Consider the following 16,948-nt stretch of genomic DNA (forward strand, 5'->3'; position numbering starts at 1 on the left):
GGCGCACATGAATGGACAACACGTACTGATCAATCGGCAGACCTGGGATCGATTTATCCAGTCGGTCAGGAGTTTCGCCGGTTCGGAAGTCGGCGGGCAGGGCAAGCGGTTGCTCGCGGGGCTCGTTATCCTGTTGTTGGCGGTCAACGGCCTGAACGTGCTCAGCAGCTACGTCGGACGGGATTTCATGACGGCCATCGAGCATCGCGACGTGACCGGTTTCATCGGACAAGGTTTTTTCTGGATCGGCGTGTTTGCCGCGGCTTCGGCGGTGACCGCCGTCTACCGGTTTACCGAGGAGCGCCTCGGCCTGCTGTGGCGGGAGTGGCTGACGCGACAGGCGGTGACCCGTTATCTCGATCGCAGGACCTACTTCCACCTGGACGAAACCGGACGGATCACCAATCCGGACCAGCGTATCGCCGACGACATACGCGCCTTTACCGCCACCACGCTGTCGTTCGTGCTCATGCTGCTCAATGCCGCCTTCACGGTCGTGGCGTTTTCGGGCGTCATGTGGTCGATCAGCCCCATGCTGTTCGTCGTTACCATTCTGTATGCAGCCGGCGGCTCTTACCTGACCGTCGTACTGGGCCGACGGCTGGTCGAGTTGAACTATAGCCAGCTCGACAAGGAAGCTAATTTCCGGGCCGATCTCATCCATGTCAGGGAGAACGCCGAGTCGGTTGCCCTGCTGCACCGCGAAAGGTGGCTCGGCGCCCGGCTTTTGCGTCATCTCGACGACTTGACCGGAAATTTTCGGCGCATCATTACGGTGAACCGCAATCTCAATTTTTTCACGACCGGCTACAACTACCTGATCCAGATCATCCCCGCTCTCGTCGTGGCCCCTCTTTTCATTCACGGGCGGGTCGAGTTCGGCGTCATTACCCAGTCGGCCATGGCTTTCGCTCATCTGGTGGGCGCCTTTTCGCTGATCGTCACGCAGTTCCAGTCGATTTCATCCTTCGCTGCCGTGATCGCGCGGCTCGGTTCGCTGGCGAAAGCCTTTAGCGAAATGCGGGCGCCCGAACGATCGGTCATTGAGATCAGCGAGGGCGAGCATGTGGCTTATGTGGGGCTGACCCTGCTGGCGCCGAGCGACGGCCATCCCCTGACCAAGGATTTGACCATCTCGATCTCGCCCGGAATAAGAGTGCTGGTGACCGGGCCGAGCGAGCAGTCGACGGTGGCTTTGTTCCGGGCCACCGCCGGAATCTGGGACAGCGGATCGGGACGGATCGTCCGTCCCCCGCCCGATCAGATTTACTTTCTCCCCGAACGGCCTTATCTGCCCCCGGGCACGCTGCGGGAATTGCTCATCCGGAGCGGCAAGGAGGAATCGATTCCGGAACACCGGATGCTGGCCGTGTTGCGCGCTTTGGATCTCGAACCGGTACTGGCGCGGAGCGGCGGACTCGACGTCGAGAAAGACTGGGACGACATTCTCTCGCTCCGGGAGCAGCAGCTTCTCGCTTTCGCCCGTCTTCTGCTCGCCGCGCCGCGTTTCGCCTTTCTGGATCGCATCAGTACCGCCCTCAGTTCCGAGGAGGCTGTTCAGGTGATGAAAATGCTCTCCAAGAGCGCGATCACCTATATCACGTTCAGCCGATGGACGCCCGGACGAAGAGGAACCGACGAGAAGCTCGAAAACTACGACGCGGTCCTCGATATCGCGGCTGACGGCGCCTGGACGTGGCAGCCGACTCAGGAAGAGCGGTGAATCGAAACGTCCTCTTGCCAAGTCCATTCGACGGCGACGCCCACGGCGTATCGGCCGCGCGATCCAAATCGGATAAGATCGCGATTTGCCTTGGCCGACCATGATTCGATCGTATCCGAGACTCGTTGCGCTTCTATTATTCATCGCGGCGGCCGATGCGCCGGCCGATCCGGCGCAGGTGCCGGACGGTTTCGAACGGATCTCGGGCTGGAGCGCCGTGGCGGCGCGCGGTGCGGAGGTGTCGCTGGCGCGGGACCGGGGTCGGGCGGGATCGGCCTTGCGCGTCGACTTCGACTTCCGCAAGGGCGGCGGCGAGGTCATCGTCCACAAGGCCGTTCCGATCACGCTGCCGGGCAATTACGCCGTCGCCTTGGCCGTTCGAGGCACGGCGCCGCCGAACGTGCTGGAGATCCGGCTGGTCGATCGATCGGGCAAGAACGTGTGGCGCTTCCGCGATCCCGAATTTCGTTTTTCCGAAACCTGGCAGACCTTGCGCGTCAAGCGCCGCCGCTTCGAATTCGCCTGGGGGCCGGCGGGCGAGGGCGGATTGGCGGAACTCGGGCTGATCGAGTTCGTGATCGCGCGCGGCTCCGGAGGCCGCGGTACGTTCTGGATCGACGATCTGCGACTCGAACCGCTTCCGCCGGACCGGCCTTATGCCGGATTGCCGGTGATGACGGCGTCGAGCTCGCGTTCCGGGCAAGCGCCCAGGCGGTTGCCGGACGGCTCTTTCGGGGCGGCCTGGCATAGCGCGGGCAGCCATGAACCCGAGTGGCTGCGCCTGGATTTCGGGGAGCGCCGGGAATACGGCGGACTGGTGATCGATTGGGATCCGGAGGACTATGCCACGGCTTATGCGGTCGAGCGTTCCGACGATGGCCGAAACTGGCGCAGGGCCTATACGGTCGCCCAGGGCAACGGCCAACGCGACTATATCCCGCTGCCCGAATCCGAATCCCGTTTCGTGCGGCTCGTCCTCGTCCACGGCCGGCGCGGGAAGGGTTTCGGAATCCGCCGTATCGAGGTCGCACCCCTGGATTTCGGCGCGTCGCCCAATCGCTTGTTCGAACGCATCGCCCGCGATGCGAAGCGGGGACTTTACCCCCGTTATTTTTGGGGCGAGCAAACCTACTGGACGGTCGTGGGCAGTCCCGGCACCGAACGCCGAGGAGCGGAACGCGAAGCCCTTCTGAACGAAGACGGCGCGCTGGAGGTCGACGAGAGCGCGTTTTCCATCGAACCTTTCCTTTACGCCGACGGGCGGCTCCGGAGCTGGGCCGATGGGACCGCGGCGCCGTCTCTGGAGCAAGGCTACCTGCCGATTCCGTCGGTGCGCTCGGAGCGCGGGCCGCTGTCTCTCACCGTCACCGCGCTGGCGATCGGCGATCCCAAAGATTCGATCCTCGCCCGCTATCGAGTCGAGAATCGTAGCGCGGAGACCGTGAAAGCGAGCCTCTTTCTCGCCGTGCGTCCTTTCCAGGTCAACCCGCCCTGGCAGTCCTTGCACGCGGCGGGCGGCGTTGCCCGAATCCGCGAACTTCGGTACGAGAACGCCGTCCTCCGCGCCGACGACCGTCTGATCGTGCCGTTGACGCGGCCTGCCCAAGCCGGCGTGACGGGATTCGACGGTGATCCGATCACCTCCGTGTTCGCCCGAGATACCGTTCCCGCAGCGAAGACCGTCACGGACGCGAACGGGTTGGCCAGCGGCGCGCTCCGCTATCCGCTTGCTCTTGCGCCGGGCGAAGCGCGGGAGGTGTACCTCGCGCTCCCCGCGAAAGACGGTTTGAAGCATCCGTACGCGCTTTCGCGCACGACGGATGCCGGAAAATTCTGGGAGGAGCGCCATGCCGAGGCTGTCCGGAGATGGAAGGCGCAACTCGGGCAAGTGGCGTTCCGGGTGCCGCCCGCCGACGAAGAACTCGTCCGGGCGGTGAAGAGCAATCTCGCCTATATCCTGATCCATCGCGACGGACAGGCGCTGCGCCCCGGTTCGCGGCGCTACGGCCGTACCTGGATCCGGGACGGAGCGATCACCTCCGCTACGCTCCTCGCCTTCGGCCATGCGGCGGAAGTGCGCGAGTTCCTGCGCTGGTATGCCGGCTATCAGACGGCGGACGGAGCGGTTCCCTGCTGCCTGGACCCCTGGGGGCCGGATTCCATGATCGAGCACGACAGCGCCGGCGAATTCGTCTACACGATCGCCAATTACTACCGCCACACGGGCGATCTTCAACTCCTGCAATCTCTGTGGCCCCGTGTGACGCGGGCTATCGACCATCTGGCCGCCCTGCGCCGGCAACGCTTGAGCCCGGCTTATGCTCAAGGCGAAGCCTTGCGTTTCTTCGGCCTCATACCGGAATCGGCCAGCCACGAAGGCTATGTGGCCCGCCCGGTCCATTCCTATTGGGACGATTTCTGGGCCATACGCGGCATCGACGACGCCGCGCAACTCGCGGTCATTGTCGGCGACCGCGAGCGCGCAGCCGAGTATGCCGCGTTGCGGGACGCTCTGCGCGCGGACGTCCGCAAATCGATCGATCTGACCCGGCACAGCTTCGGCATCGACTACGTCCCGGCTTCCGCCGAGCTCGGCGATTACGACCCGACCTCCACTGCAATCGCCCTTTCGATCGCCGGCGAGGCGGCAGGACCCCTGACGCCGGCATTGCAGCAGACCTTCGGCCGCTACTCCGCCGACCTCGATGGCCGGATGCGAGGGGAGACCGGCGGGCAAGCCTACGCGCCGTACGAATTCCGCAACGTCGGAGCCTTGGTGCGGCTCGGAAAGCGGGATGCGGCGTTTCGGGCGCTCCAGTTTCTGTTTCAGGGGAGGCGCCCGGCGCCGTGGAACCAATGGACCGAGATCGTCTGGCGCGATCCTATGGCGCCCAACTTTATCGGCGACATGCCGCATTCGTGGATCGGGGCGGAATTCATCCAGGCTTTCTTGAGCCTGTTCGTTTACGAAGATGCCGACCATCGTCTGGTGCTCGGCGCCGGGCTGCCTCGCCGATGGGTGGAAGCGGCGGGGGGCGTGGGAATCAGCGGACTGCGGACGCCCTACGGGACGCTGAGTTATCGCGTCGAGACCCCTGTTCCCGGCGAAATCCGAATTCGGATCGAGGCGGGGCTCTCGCTTCCGCCGGAAAACATCGTCATCGATCTGTCCCTCCCGCAGCCTCCGCGCCGGATTGAAGCGAACGGAAAACCGCTGGCGCCGATCGACGGCCGGCTCACGCTTTGGGAACTTCCCGCCGAGATCGTTCTCCGCCAATGAGGCGAGTCTCTCGACGCCGCCGGCCGCCCGCGCCGACGCCGAATATCGGGCCGAAATGAATCGTAACCAAGAATTAACCGTTTCCTGACGACTTCGCGCCCATGCGCGTCTAAGATCAGAATCGGGGTAAACGGAGAAGCGTACCGCCCCAGCGCACACTGCCCGGATACCGGATCGGCCGGCCGAAGATTTTACCGCGACGGCGGCAAATCGATGCGGTTGTGTCACGGTGAACGGCCAGGGCGCCAGGTTCCCGGAAGGTTCATTATTCGTGAAGAGAGTCGATTCATGTCTGTTATAAGATTTTCACCACCCGTCGGAGGCTTTGCCAGGTTTCTATTTCTGGGTCTGGCGGTATCCGCCACGTCTTTGTTGGCCACCTTCGCTTTCGTGGTGTTCATTCTAGTGCCTGAGGAAGTGCGGAGCGCCACGCTCCGCGGTCCTCTTTTTCCTTGGGGAGCGGTTGTCGGCGCGGCTCGGCCCGATCATTCGGCTGGCATGCCGTTGCCGGAGCCATCCGAACGCAATCTTTAGCGATCGACTGCGTCCCAGCCGGCTTACGCTGCCTTGAAATGCGTCGCGCTTTCCTTTCTTCATGCCTTCATTGCCGCTCTTTCCGGTAACGGTCGTTCTGGTTGCCGGGTAAAAAGCCTTCCGATTCGGCGCAGCGCCGCCGATATGGGCGCTAGACGGCCCTGACCCCATTGTCAGATTTTCTCTGTTGCGCATCGCCGCTTTGGGGCGGTCTCGATCATCGGGACACTCGAGTCGGCCCTGCGGGCGTCGGCCTTGCATCGGCGGCGCGACGAGCCTAAACCGGCGCTGAATTCAGCGAGGCGAGCAAGGTTCTGAGAGTATCGGGATTGATCGGTTTGACGAGGTGACGATCGAAGCCCGCCGCTGTGGTGCGCGCCCGATCCTCGGCTTGTCCGTATCCCGTCAAAGCGAAAATAACCATCGAATTTCCGTAGTCTTCCCGCAGGCGCTGAGCCACTTCGTAGCCGCTCATTCCCGGCAAACCGAGATCGAGCAAAACCACCTCCGGCTTGTATGTGCCGCAGGCGTCCACGGCGGCGTGACCGTCGTGAACGATGCGTGTTTCATATCCCCAGAGATTGGCCAGCAGGGCCATCGATTCCGCCGCATCGTAGTTGTCGTCCACCACCAGGATGCGTAACGCGGCCGGCGCTTCGGAAGCCGGCCGAGTATTCCAGGAAAGGGCAGGAGGTTCATTTTTTGGGGATAGGAGCGGGAGGCGGATGATGAATTCGCTGCCTTTCCCGAGCCCTTCGCTGTGCGCTTCGACTCTGCCGCCATGCATGTCCACCAGCCGCTTGACCAATGAGAGGCCGATGCCCAATCCTCCGCGGGCCCGGTCGATTCCCGGATTGACTTGGGCAAAGAGGTCGAAGATGCCGGAGAGATCGTCCGGGGCGATCCCGATGCCGTTGTCGCGAATCGACACCAGCACTTCCTCCTCCTGGGGCTCGACGGTTACCCAGATGTGTCCGCCGTTCGGGGTGTACTTGGCGGCATTGTTGAGAAGATTGTCGATGACCTGGGTTAGCCGAACGTCATCGCCCTTGACGTAAAGAGGACGTGCCGGCAAGGTCGATGTGACGGTATGCTGGTGCGTCGATGCATTGGGCCGATGGATCTCCACCACCCGGGCCGCCAGCGCCACGATATCCACCGGCTGATTTTGCAGGTTGATCTTGCCGCGCGTTACTCGAGAAACGTCGAGAAGGTCGTCCACCAGTCGCGCCAGATGTTGCGTCTGCCGCTCGATCATTTCGATGGGGCGCTGATATTCGGGCCACAGCGGCGCTTGGCGATGCAATATATGGACGGCGTTGCGGATGGGCGCCAGCGGGTTGCGCAGTTCGTGCGCCAGCATCGCCAGAAATTCGTCCTTGCGGCGGTCGGCTTCGGCAAGCTCCGCTGCGCGGCGCCGTAACGATTCTTCGAGTCGCTTCTGCTGGCTCAAATCGACGACGAAGGCAATCCAGCTAAAAGGGGAGCGTTCCAGCACCGTGGCACAAAGCAGGATTGGTATCCGGCTGCCGTCCTGGCGGATGAATTCTTTCTCGAAAGGGCTTATCGCGCCGTGATCCAGCAACTGATTCCGAGCGGATTCATCCATGGCTTGATATTCGGGCGGCGTTATCTCCGGCCAGAGCAGTTTCCCGGCCAGCAGGTCTTCGCGACTGTAACCCAGCATATCCAGGAAGATCTGGTTGGCGTTGAGGATCTGTTCTTCGACCCCCTCCAGCACCCCGATGATATTGGCTTCCACTAAGCGCCGGGCGCGCATCTCGCTCTCGCGCAACGCCTCTTCGGCTTGCCGGCGCTCGATGGCCAGGGCCAGCGTATGGGCGACGGCCCGCAAGAACTGAGCATCATCCTCGGTAAACGCGCGGCGCTTCACGGTATGCACGCCCAATACGCCGTACGGGCGCGCATATCCCGGAATGGTGATGCTCATGCCGCTCACGACGCCGTGCTCGAAGAGTAGGGGCGGTCCACTGAAGCGCGTTTCGCGGCGGAGGTCGTCGACGATGACCGGTTCTCCGGCAATCAACGTGCTCTCGTCGTCCGGCTTGGAGATGAGCAGCGTGTAACCCGCTTGGGACTCCAAGCCGGCGCTGACTGTGGCTTCCCCTACCAATCCTTCCTTCCAGCCCACGCCCGCCCTCAATCGCAACGCCTGCCCGTCAGGGAGAAGCTCCAGGATTTTAGCGTACTCGATTTCCAAACATCGGGCGATCTGCGTCACGGTGTGCTCCATCAGCCGGTCGAGTCCGGTGTCGGCCAAGGCCAATTGACTCAGGTCGGCGATCACGGCCTTCCGGTGCGCATGCTCCTGGATTGCGGCCTCGGCTGTTTTGTGCGTGGTGATATCGCGTATCACGCTAACGGTCATCATACCTTCGGCCGTCTTGATCGGCGCCAGATGAACGTCTACCGGGAATTCGCTGCCGTCCCGGCGAAGGCCGTAGAGTTCGGGGCGCTGACTCATCTTGAGCCGATGAGGCATTGCGCGATAGCGTTGCCGGTGGTCGATATGGCGTTCTCTATAGCGCTCCGGAAGCAAGATCTCGATCGGCTGATCCTGCAAGTCTGCACGGCGGTAACCGAACAATCGTTCCAGTTCCGCATTCATCTGCCGGATGAGGCCCTGGGAATCGACGACGACGATGGCATCCGGCAAGATTTCGAAGAGCCCCTGACACTGCGCGAGATTCTCGGACCATGCTTCTTCCTTGGAGGCATTGAAGGAGGCTTCAAAAGAGCAGAGATTTTTCTGTTTCATGATGTGCTGCATGCTGCATTGGGACAGCCGGATAATAAAGTTTACCTTTCCCGCGTCCTTATGAGAGGGGGGTATCCTGTCCCGATACCATTCGGGCTTTGTCATCAGAGGCGCATGGCAGGAAAAGGTTCATCGAAATCGGGGCATCGACGTTCATTGGGAAGAGCTTAGTCTGCTTTGTGTGCAGGCATCGATATTTCGATTATTTTTCCATTTTTACAAGGCTATTTGTTTATCGATGCCGAGGAAAAGCTGCCCGCCGGATATTTGCGATCCCAAAAAGGGTGGAAGACGATGAGCGCCGGGGCTGTTGGGAAAACGGCGATTTCTTGCGGTCTTTCGACAGAAAGATGCCGTAGTACTTTTTGATCGGGAGGGGCTGCGTTTGGCGCCCGATCGAGCTGAGCCTGGTGCTTGGCCGCGGTCGGATGCGCGCGAGCCTGGTGTGTTTTCACTACCGTCCGGCGGCGTGGATCGGAAAACCGTTCCGCGCGGCGGTCGTCCGTTGGCCATTCCGGGACGAGCGTTTGCGATTGGAAGGGTCATCCGGGCGCTCCCCGGATGACCGTTTGCGATTGGAAAGGGCCCGGCGCGCTGTGAATCAGGCCTTTTCGCTGTTTTCTCCTTCCTGCGAACGGCGAAGGCGGATGCCGAGTTCGCGGAGCTGGGCGTCAGTCACCATCGCCGGGGCGTCGATCATAGGGCACCAGGCCGACTGAGTCTTGGGGAAGGCCATGACTTCGCGGATCGAGGTTGCGCCGCTCATGAGCATGACCAGTCGGTCGAGGCCAAACGCAAGACCGCCGTGAGGCGGCGCACCATACTTGAGCGCGTTGAGCAGGAAACCGAACTTCTGCCGAGCTTCCTCATCCCCGATCCCGAGCAGATTGAATACGGCATTCTGCATGTCGGTACGGTGGATACGTATGGAACCTCCGCCGATTTCGGTGCCGTTCAGCACCATGTCATAGGCACGGGATAGCGCCTGGCCGGGGTCGGACTGAAGCTCTTCGAGGCTGCATTTCGGTGCGGTGAACGGGTGATGCAGCGCGAACCAGCGGCCCTCCTTTTCGTCCCATTCGAACATGGGAAAATCGACCACCCATAAGGGTTTCCAGGCCTTGTCCACCAGGCCGTGGTCTTGGCCCAGCTTCAGGCGCAGGGCGCCCATCGCTTCGTTGACGATCCGGGTTTTGTCGGCGCCGAAGAAGATGATGTCGCCGGTCTCCGCTTCGACCCGGTCGACGATGCCGCGCACGGCATCCGCGGGGAGGAATTTGACGATGGGCGATTGCAAGCCCTCGATGCCGGCACTGCGGTCGGCGACTTTGATGTAGGCCAAGCCTTTGGCGCCGTATATGGCGACATGCTGGGCCAGATCGTCGATTTCCTTGCGGGACAAATTGGCGCCGCCCGGGAGTTTGAGCGCCACGACCCGGCCTTCCGGATCATTGGCGGGGCCGGAGAACACCTTGAATTCCGCTTGCTTGACCAGATCCGCGACATCGACCAGTTCCAGCGGGATGCGCAGGTCCGGCTTGTCCGAACCGTAGCGCCGCATGGCTTCCGCATAAGTCAGCCGGGGGAAGGGATTCGGCAACTCGACCTTCAAAACGTCGGCGAACAACTGCCGGATCATATCCTCCATCAGATACGTAATCTGATTTTCGTCCATGAAGGATGTTTCGATATCGAGCTGAGTGAACTCCGGCTGGCGATCGGCGCGAAGATCTTCGTCGCGGAAGCAGCGTACCACCTGATAATAGCGGTCCATACCCGAAATCATCAGCAGCTGTTTGTATAACTGAGGTGATTGCGGCAAAGCGAAGAAGTGATTGGGATGAGTCCGGCTCGGAACCAGGTAGTCCCGCGCGCCCTCCGGGGTCGCCTTGGTCAGGAAAGGGGTTTCGATTTCATAGAATCCATGAAAATCGAGAAATTGTCTGAGGAAGCGTATGATGTCGCGCCGCATTTTCATGCGATGCTGCATCACCGGGCGGCGCAAATCGATGTAACGGAACTTCAAGCGGGTTTCTTCGCTGACTTCAATTTCGCTTTCCAGGGGGAAGGGGGGTGTTTCGGCTTTATTGAGGATCTCTACATGCGTGGCCAGAACCTCGACTTTACCGGTCGGTAAGTTGGGGTTTTCCGTTCCGGCCGGACGCAGACGGACCTGGCCATGTACTTTAAGCACATACTCACTGCGGACCGTTTCTGCCACCGTGAAGGCTTCCGCGTGATCCGGATCGAATACGACCTGGACCAGGCCCTCCCGGTCGCGAAGATCGATAAAGATCACGCCGCCGTGATCACGGCGGCGGTGAACCCAGCCACAGAGGTCCACGTCCTGATTCAAATGGCTTTCCGTCAATTCTCCACATCTGTGGCTACGCATTGCTGTATCTCTGATTTGGATCAATAAAAAACCGAAAATATTACGGGCCCGGCAAGCGATGTACAAGTTTACGAGGCTGCATCTGCAGACGGCTTCGAAGCCTCTTTCTTGGCCGGCGCCGAATCGGATTTGCTATCCGAAGCTTCGCCGGCCAGATTCTTTTTCTTATCTTTGCCGCTCTTGAAATCCGTCTCGTACCAGCCGCCGCCTTTCAATCGGAAACCGGCGGCCGACACCAATTTATTCAATTCGAGGTCGCCGCAGGCAGGGCATTCTTTCAGCGGATCGTCGCTGATTTTTTGTATGGCTTCGAATTCGTGGCCGCAAGATTTGCATTGATATTCGTAGATAGGCATGAAAATTCCTCGTTTGGTCTGATTCGAGCGCTTGTAATATGAGGATTCAGGACGAGATTTCAAGAACGGCGTTCCGTAGCGCGCCGCCTTGAAGCTTATTGGCCCGGCAGATGGTCGGTAGGATCGTTGGGGAACGGTGCGTCGACATCCGATGCGCCGGACGCGACCGGGTCGCCGGCGATGGCGTAGGAGGCCGAAGCCCACTCGCCCAGGTCGATTAGTTTGCAGTATTCGCTGCAAAACGGCCTAAACCGGTGAGTTTCGGTCCAGGCTACCGGCTTTCGACAGCGCGGGCATTTAACGATTTTGTGTGAAAGTGCGTCCGACAAGCTTGCTCGTCACAATAGGCAACACGTTAACTGGAAAGTAATGTCATCTTGGCACTGGGTGGGTCTTTCAATCGTATCCGGAATCATGAAGCGGACGGTGAATCGGTGTTTCCCTCCGCTAATTTCGGCAAAATACGGTTGCGAACGCTTTACTCCGACGCGGAGCAGTTGAAACGGCAGGGTGTGATCCAGGCTTTTCTGAAAAAATCCGCCGCTAGCGTATTCTTCGGTCGGTGCGGCGCCGGTGCGTATGAAATTGAGCAGAATATCGATGGCCGAACGGATGAGGCGGAAGGGCTCTAGCCAGTTCTCGAGATCTTGCCGGCGGGTGTGGTCGTCGAGTCTGAGCCAGTAATGAAAGGCCGGCAAATCGAACGAGCAAGTTCCGCCCGGAATGGCGCTGCGCTGGGAGATGCTCTTGAACAGTTCATTTTCCATCAGGGAGAGGCCGAGTTTGCCCGGGATCGCGTACAGCTCCTTGCTCAATTTGTCCAGTTTGGCCAGGATTTTATCCAACTTGGCATGGTCGATGTCTTGATTGTGCGCCATTCGCGTGAGCACGGCCGCATGGCGGTCCAATTCCTTCAAAGTCTCCGACTTTAGATCGTTGCGGCTGAAAAGCGTCAGGACATCCAGCAGAGTCGCGATGACCGCGCGACTGTCCCAAACCGAATCGCCGGCCATGAAATGATCGAGCTGCTGGAAGAGTTGCTCGAGCCGCATAAACACGCGTATGCGCTCGTTGAGCGGGAACTCGTAAATGATGGAATCGCTCAAGGCGGGAGTTTCGGCAGTAGATGGCATAATAAACAATCCAATCCATGATTTATAAGTTGAAGATATCCGTTGGCGACAACATTTTCGTTTATCCCGGCAATTAGTCAATACTACCTTTTGTATCTGCTCTTGTGTAAGAATCGTCCGAATCAGCGCCTGCCGAGGGTGAGATAAAGCTGGTGTAATCGCTCGACTTTCTCCGCGAGATCCGCTTCGTCGGCAGTGTTTTCGAGCACGTCGTCCGCCGCCGCCAGCCGTTCGCTGCGGCCGATCTGGGACGCCATGATTGGGTCGATTTGTTTTTCACTCAACCCGTCGCGAAGCTGAACGCGCCGCCGCTGGATATCTTCCGGACAATCCACGACGAGCAGTCGGTCCACCAGCGCTCTTTGACCGGTTTCCAGCAGCAGGGGAACGACCACCAGGCAATAGGGTGCCGACAGCGTCGTTATTCTTTGGCCGATTTCGGAATACACCAGCGGATGCAATAGGGCTTCGAGCCAGCGTTTCGCCTCGGGGTCGGAAAAAACGATTTCTCGCAACTTTGCCCGATCGAGACGGCCGTTTTTCAGAATCACGGTTCCGAAGCGCTGCTTGATGGCTTCGAATGCCGGCCGACCGGGCTCGACCAGTTCGCGGGCGATGACGTCCGCATCCAGGATCGGAACACCCTTGTCCGCAAACAATTCGGCGACCGTGCTTTTACCGCAGCCGATTCCGCCGGTTAAACCAATGATGAGCATGGGAATTTAGCCGGAAATTCCGGCGAAGCGCAGATAAGCGGCGTTGATGTCGTGGCCCCACATCAAGGCAATCCACCCCGCGGCGGCCAAGTAAGGGCCGAATGGTATGGGCATGTGGCGGTCGTGTCTGAAAACAGTGACCATGGCTAACCCGATTACGGCTCCGACCAGAGAGGAGAGCAGCACTATGGCCGGCAACATTTGCCATCCCAGCCATGCGCCCAGCAAAGCGAGCAGCTTGAAATCGCCGTATCCCATTCCTTCTTTGCCGGTCGCGATCCTGAACGAATGGTACGCCAGCCAAAGGCTTAGATAGCCGAAAATGGCTCCCAGTATACTCGAAAAACTGTCCGTAAAGACGTTGAACAGGCTGAGAAACAGCCCCGTCCAGAGGATCGGGAAAGTGATCGCGTCGGGAAGCAGTTGGCGATCGAAATCGATGAAGCTCAAGCAAATCAAGCTCCAGCTGAGGACCAGCGCCGATGCGGTTTGCCAGCCGACGCCGAAATGCCAGGCGACGGCGATCGATATTGCCGCGGTCAATGCCTCGATGGCCGGATAGCGAAGGGATATCGGCGTTCGGCACCCCGCGCATCGTCCTTTGAGCAGCAAGTAGCTGACGACCGGAATATTTTCCCAAGGCCGGACCGGTCGTTTGCATTGGGGGCAATGAGAGCCGGGGACCAGTAAGTTGTAGGGCTGGTCCTGATCGGCATCAGGCTCCAGATTCAGAAAAGCTTGACACTCCCGCCGCCAGTTTTTTTCCAACATGATCGGTAGCCGGTGAATGACTACATTCAGAAAGCTGCCGACCACGAGTCCGAGAATGCCGACGACAGTCAAGAACAAAGCGGGATTGTCGGCCCATAATTGGAAGGATGACGCCACGTCCGTATTCTCCGCGTTCAGACGACGGAGCCGAGTTTGAATATCGGCAGGTACATGGCGATGACCAAGCCGCCGACGATCACGCCCAAGAATGCCATGATCATGGGTTCGAGAAGACTGCTCAGAGAATCGACGGCGTTATCCACTTCCTCTTCGTAGAAGTCCGCCACTTTGGCGAGCATGCTGTCGAGAGAGCCGGATTCTTCTCCGATCGAGACCATCTGTATGACCATGTTGGGAAACAGGTTTGCCTGGCGCATGCTCAGTTGAAGCTGGTGTCCGGTGGCGACTTCGTCCCGCATGCGCATGACGGCATTGGAATAAACGACGTTGCCGGTAGCGCCGGCCACGGATCGCAGCGCTTCCACCAGGGGAACGCCGGCCGCCGACATGGTGGCCAAGGTTCGGGCGAAACGGGAGATGGCCGCTTTGTTCAGGATCGTGCCGATAGCCGGTATTTGCAGCAGAAATCTATCGAGAGCGTGATTGAATGCGGTCGAGCGCTGCTTGAGTTTTACGAAAACGAAGCCGGTAACGATGAGAACTCCCAGGACGGCGTACCACCATTCCTGGAGAAAGCGGGACAGTTCGATGACCATTTGGGTGAATGCCGGGAGATCGGCCCCAAAACCTTTGAACAACTCCTCGAATGTCGGTACGACGAAAATCAGCAGAATGGCCGTGACGATACAGGCGACCACGATGACGGCGGTGGGATACGTCAAGGCTTTCTTGATCTTGGCCTTCAGCGATTCGGTCTTTTCCTTGTATTCGGCTATTTTGTGCAGCAGCGTTTCCAGAACACCGGCCTGCTCGCCGGCATGGACCAGGTTACAAAACAGTTCGTCGAAATAAATCGGATGCTTGCCCAGTGCTTCGGCAAGCGGACTCCCTTCCTCGACGTCGGCTTTGATGGTCATGATCAATTCTTGCATGCTCGGATTTTCGTGGCCGCGTCCGACGATGTCGAAAGCCTGAACCAGCGGCACGCCTGCACTCATCATCGTTGCGAGCTGACGGCTGAATACGGCGATGTCTTTGGTCGTGATTTTTTTCTTTCGCGCGCTGAAGAGCGGTTTGGGTTTCTTTTTGATCTTGATGACCTTGATGCCCTGGCGACGGAGTTCGGCCTTGGCCGTCATCTCGGTACGCGCGGACAGTTCCCCTTTGATGCGCCCGCCGGTGCGGTCGGCGCCTTCCCAAACGAACAAGGTGAGTTCTTCTTTTGCCATAGGCTTAGTCTCGCGTGACGCGATCGATTTCTTCCAGGCTGGTAATGCCGGCCTTGATTTTCCGGAGACCCGACTCTCTCAGGTCCGCCACACCCTCTCTCTTGGCCTGTTCGCCAAGCTGAATGACGTTCCCGCCTTCGAGAATGATGCGGTTGATGGATTCGGAAATGGGCATGACCTGATAAATGCCGACCCGGCCTTTATAACCTTTTACGCATTTATCGCATCCGACCGGTCCGAAAATCGTAAAACTGCCCAGCTCTTCTTCCCGAAAACCGGCTTCCAGTAAAACTTCCGGGGGCAGATTCTCTTCCTTCTTGCAGTGCTCGCAAAGTCTTCGAGCCAGCCGTTGCGCCATGATCAGCAGTACGGAGGAGGCGATGTTGAACGCGGGGATGCCCATCTGCATCAGGCGGTTGAGCGTCTGAGGCGCATCGTTGGTGTGCAGGGTGGAAAGCACCAAGTGGCCGGTCTGCGCGGCTTTGACTGCAATTTCCGCCGTCTCCAGATCGCGGATTTCGCCCACCATGATGACGTCCGGGTCCTGGCGCAAGAATGCCCGGAGCGCCTCGGCGAAGGTCAGGCCGGTTTTGACGTTGACGTTGACCTGATTGATGCCGGGCACGGTGATTTCAACCGGGTCTTCTGCCGTCGAGATATTGCGGTCGGCCGTATTCAGGATGTTGAGCCCGGTGTAGAGACTGACCGTTTTGCCGCTTCCGGTGGGCCCCGTGACCAGGATCATCCCGTAGGGCTTATTGATGGCATTCAGGAAATTTTGTTGCTGTTCCGGTTCGAATCCGAGCTTTTCGATTCCGATTTGAGCTGCGGTCGGATCCAGGATACGCAGTACGATTTTTTCGCCGAATAGCGTAGGACAGGTATTGACGCGGAAATCGATGGCCCGGGTTTTGGACAGCGCCATCTTGATACGGCCGTCCTGAGGTACCCGCCGCTCGGCGATGTCCATCCGCGACATGACCTTGAGACGCGCGGCGATCCGCCCCGAGAGATTGGCCGGCGGGCTTGCGATCTCGTGGAGCATGCCGTCGTGGCGAAAGCGGATGCGGAAATTTTTCTCGTAAGGTTCGAAGTGGATATCGGAAGCGCCTTTCTTGATGGCGTCGAGGAGAATCTTGTTGACGAAACGGACGATCGGCGCATCGTCGATGTCGGGGGTGTCGCCTTCGGCTGGCTGGTCGAGCTCGTCGCCGCCGGCGATGCGGAGATTGTCGAGATCGGTATCCAGCAACTCTTTGAACGAGGTGTCGGCCGCTTCCAGGGCCATATCAATCATCCGCGCCAGCTTGTCTTCCTCTACGATGACGCATTCGGTGATCGAGCGGGCGTGAAACTTGATTTCGTCCAGAGCCTGGAGGTTGGTGGGGTCCGCAACGCCCAAATACAGGCGGGTTCCGCGCTTGAACAGCGGCAGGACATGGTGCTGGCGAATCAGCTTTTCACTGACGGCCTTGATCGGCATCATGTTCAGCGAGATCGCATCCAGATCGAATAGAGGTATCCCGTATTCCTTGGATGCGACGCATGCGATGGGCTGGCTTTCGAGAATGTTGTTATTGACCAGATAGCTTACGAAATGGGTCTGTTTGCGAAGCGCTTCCTCGAGGTGAAGCTGCGCGTCGGATTCCGTTAACAATCCGTCTTTGACCAGGCTTTTGGCCAATCCGCTGAGTTGCAATTTCGTCGCCGTGATTGCCATGAGTGTGAACGCTGCGGATCGCTGAACATCGCGTGTGTTGAAAAGCCTGGATAATATTAGTTGATGCGCGGACTTTATCCAGTCGGCTCCGCTGACCGGCGAACGGAGCGGATTGCCGTTCGCGGACAGCGCGCGTGAAGAAGCTTCGGTACCGTATCGGCCTGCCGGTCAGCCGCCGAAAACCTCGGCCGA

The 16,948-nt window shown here is 59.5% G+C and carries 11 protein-coding genes; 2 read left to right on the forward strand and 9 right to left on the reverse strand.

The features are described 5' to 3' along the window. Window positions 1-7: 7 nt before the first annotated feature. Window positions 8-1,723 carry an ABC transporter ATP-binding protein/permease gene (locus ACWJKU_RS06530; RefSeq protein WP_454146934.1) on the forward strand — a complete coding sequence of 572 codons (1,716 nt, stop codon included), beginning with the start codon at window positions 8-10 and terminating at the stop codon, window positions 1,721-1,723. A 100-nt stretch (window positions 1,724-1,823) separates the two neighbouring features. After that, window positions 1,824-5,003, forward strand: a complete 3,180-nt coding sequence (locus tag ACWJKU_RS06535) for a discoidin domain-containing protein (protein WP_454146936.1) — start codon at window positions 1,824-1,826, stop codon at window positions 5,001-5,003. Window positions 5,004-5,814: 811 nt separating this feature from the next. On the opposite strand, the gene ACWJKU_RS06540 is transcribed toward ACWJKU_RS06535, so the two are convergent. The 9 genes from ACWJKU_RS06540 to pilB all read right to left on the reverse strand — a co-directional run bounded on the left by ACWJKU_RS06540 (window position 5,815) and on the right by pilB (window position 16,756). Further along, window positions 5,815-8,316 (reverse strand): PAS domain S-box protein, encoded by a 2,502-nt coding sequence (locus tag ACWJKU_RS06540; RefSeq protein WP_454146938.1) that lies wholly within the window; start codon window positions 8,314-8,316, stop codon window positions 5,815-5,817. A gap of 601 nt (window positions 8,317-8,917) precedes the next feature. Further along, on the reverse strand, window positions 8,918-10,711 hold the full coding sequence (gene aspS, locus ACWJKU_RS06545) for an aspartate--tRNA ligase (RefSeq protein ID WP_454146940.1): 1,794 nt from the start codon (window positions 10,709-10,711) through the stop codon (window positions 8,918-8,920). Window positions 10,712-10,779: 68 nt separating this feature from the next. Beyond that, a complete protein-coding gene (locus ACWJKU_RS06550; RefSeq protein ID WP_454146942.1) occupies window positions 10,780-11,067 on the reverse strand; it encodes an FmdB family zinc ribbon protein in 288 nt (95 codons plus the stop codon). Between the two features lie 95 nt (window positions 11,068-11,162). Then, window positions 11,163-11,396 carry a DNA gyrase inhibitor YacG gene (locus tag ACWJKU_RS06555; RefSeq protein ID WP_454146944.1) on the reverse strand — a complete coding sequence of 78 codons (234 nt, stop codon included), beginning with the start codon at window positions 11,394-11,396 and terminating at the stop codon, window positions 11,163-11,165. 9 nt (window positions 11,397-11,405) lie between these two features. After that, a complete protein-coding gene (zapD, locus tag ACWJKU_RS06560) occupies window positions 11,406-12,200 on the reverse strand; it encodes a cell division protein ZapD (RefSeq protein WP_454146946.1) in 795 nt (264 codons plus the stop codon). 122 nt (window positions 12,201-12,322) lie between these two features. Next, entirely contained in the window at window positions 12,323-12,916 is a 594-nt protein-coding gene (gene coaE / locus ACWJKU_RS06565) for a dephospho-CoA kinase (protein WP_454146948.1), read from the reverse strand. A gap of 6 nt (window positions 12,917-12,922) precedes the next feature. Further along, window positions 12,923-13,804 (reverse strand): prepilin peptidase, encoded by an 882-nt coding sequence (locus ACWJKU_RS06570; RefSeq protein ID WP_454146950.1) that lies wholly within the window; start codon window positions 13,802-13,804, stop codon window positions 12,923-12,925. A gap of 17 nt (window positions 13,805-13,821) precedes the next feature. Then, window positions 13,822-15,036: a type II secretion system F family protein gene (locus ACWJKU_RS06575; protein ID WP_454146952.1), complete on the reverse strand. Its 1,215-nt coding sequence runs from the start codon at window positions 15,034-15,036 to the stop codon at window positions 13,822-13,824. 4 nt (window positions 15,037-15,040) lie between these two features. Further along, window positions 15,041-16,756 (reverse strand): type IV-A pilus assembly ATPase PilB, encoded by a 1,716-nt coding sequence (gene pilB / locus ACWJKU_RS06580; protein WP_454146954.1) that lies wholly within the window; start codon window positions 16,754-16,756, stop codon window positions 15,041-15,043. Window positions 16,757-16,948 lie beyond the last annotated feature (192 nt).

Source organism: Methylocaldum sp. MU1018, from assembly GCF_053646775.1.

Coding starts and splice junctions, on each gene's coding strand:
- ACWJKU_RS06535 (WP_454146936.1), top strand. CDS start 1,824: ATGATTCGATCGTATCCGAGACTCGTTGCGCTTCTATTATTCATCGCG.
- ACWJKU_RS06575 (WP_454146952.1), bottom strand. CDS start 15,036: ATGGCAAAAGAAGAACTCACCTTGTTCGTTTGGGAAGGCGCCGACCGC.
- ACWJKU_RS06540 (WP_454146938.1), bottom strand. CDS start 8,316: ATGAAACAGAAAAATCTCTGCTCTTTTGAAGCCTCCTTCAATGCCTCC.
- ACWJKU_RS06530 (WP_454146934.1), top strand. CDS start 8: ATGAATGGACAACACGTACTGATCAATCGGCAGACCTGGGATCGATTT.
- coaE (WP_454146948.1), bottom strand. CDS start 12,916: ATGCTCATCATTGGTTTAACCGGCGGAATCGGCTGCGGTAAAAGCACG.
- ACWJKU_RS06550 (WP_454146942.1), bottom strand. CDS start 11,067: ATGCCTATCTACGAATATCAATGCAAATCTTGCGGCCACGAATTCGAA.
- aspS (WP_454146940.1), bottom strand. CDS start 10,711: ATGCGTAGCCACAGATGTGGAGAATTGACGGAAAGCCATTTGAATCAG.
- zapD (WP_454146946.1), bottom strand. CDS start 12,200: ATGCCATCTACTGCCGAAACTCCCGCCTTGAGCGATTCCATCATTTAC.
- pilB (WP_454146954.1), bottom strand. CDS start 16,756: ATGGCAATCACGGCGACGAAATTGCAACTCAGCGGATTGGCCAAAAGC.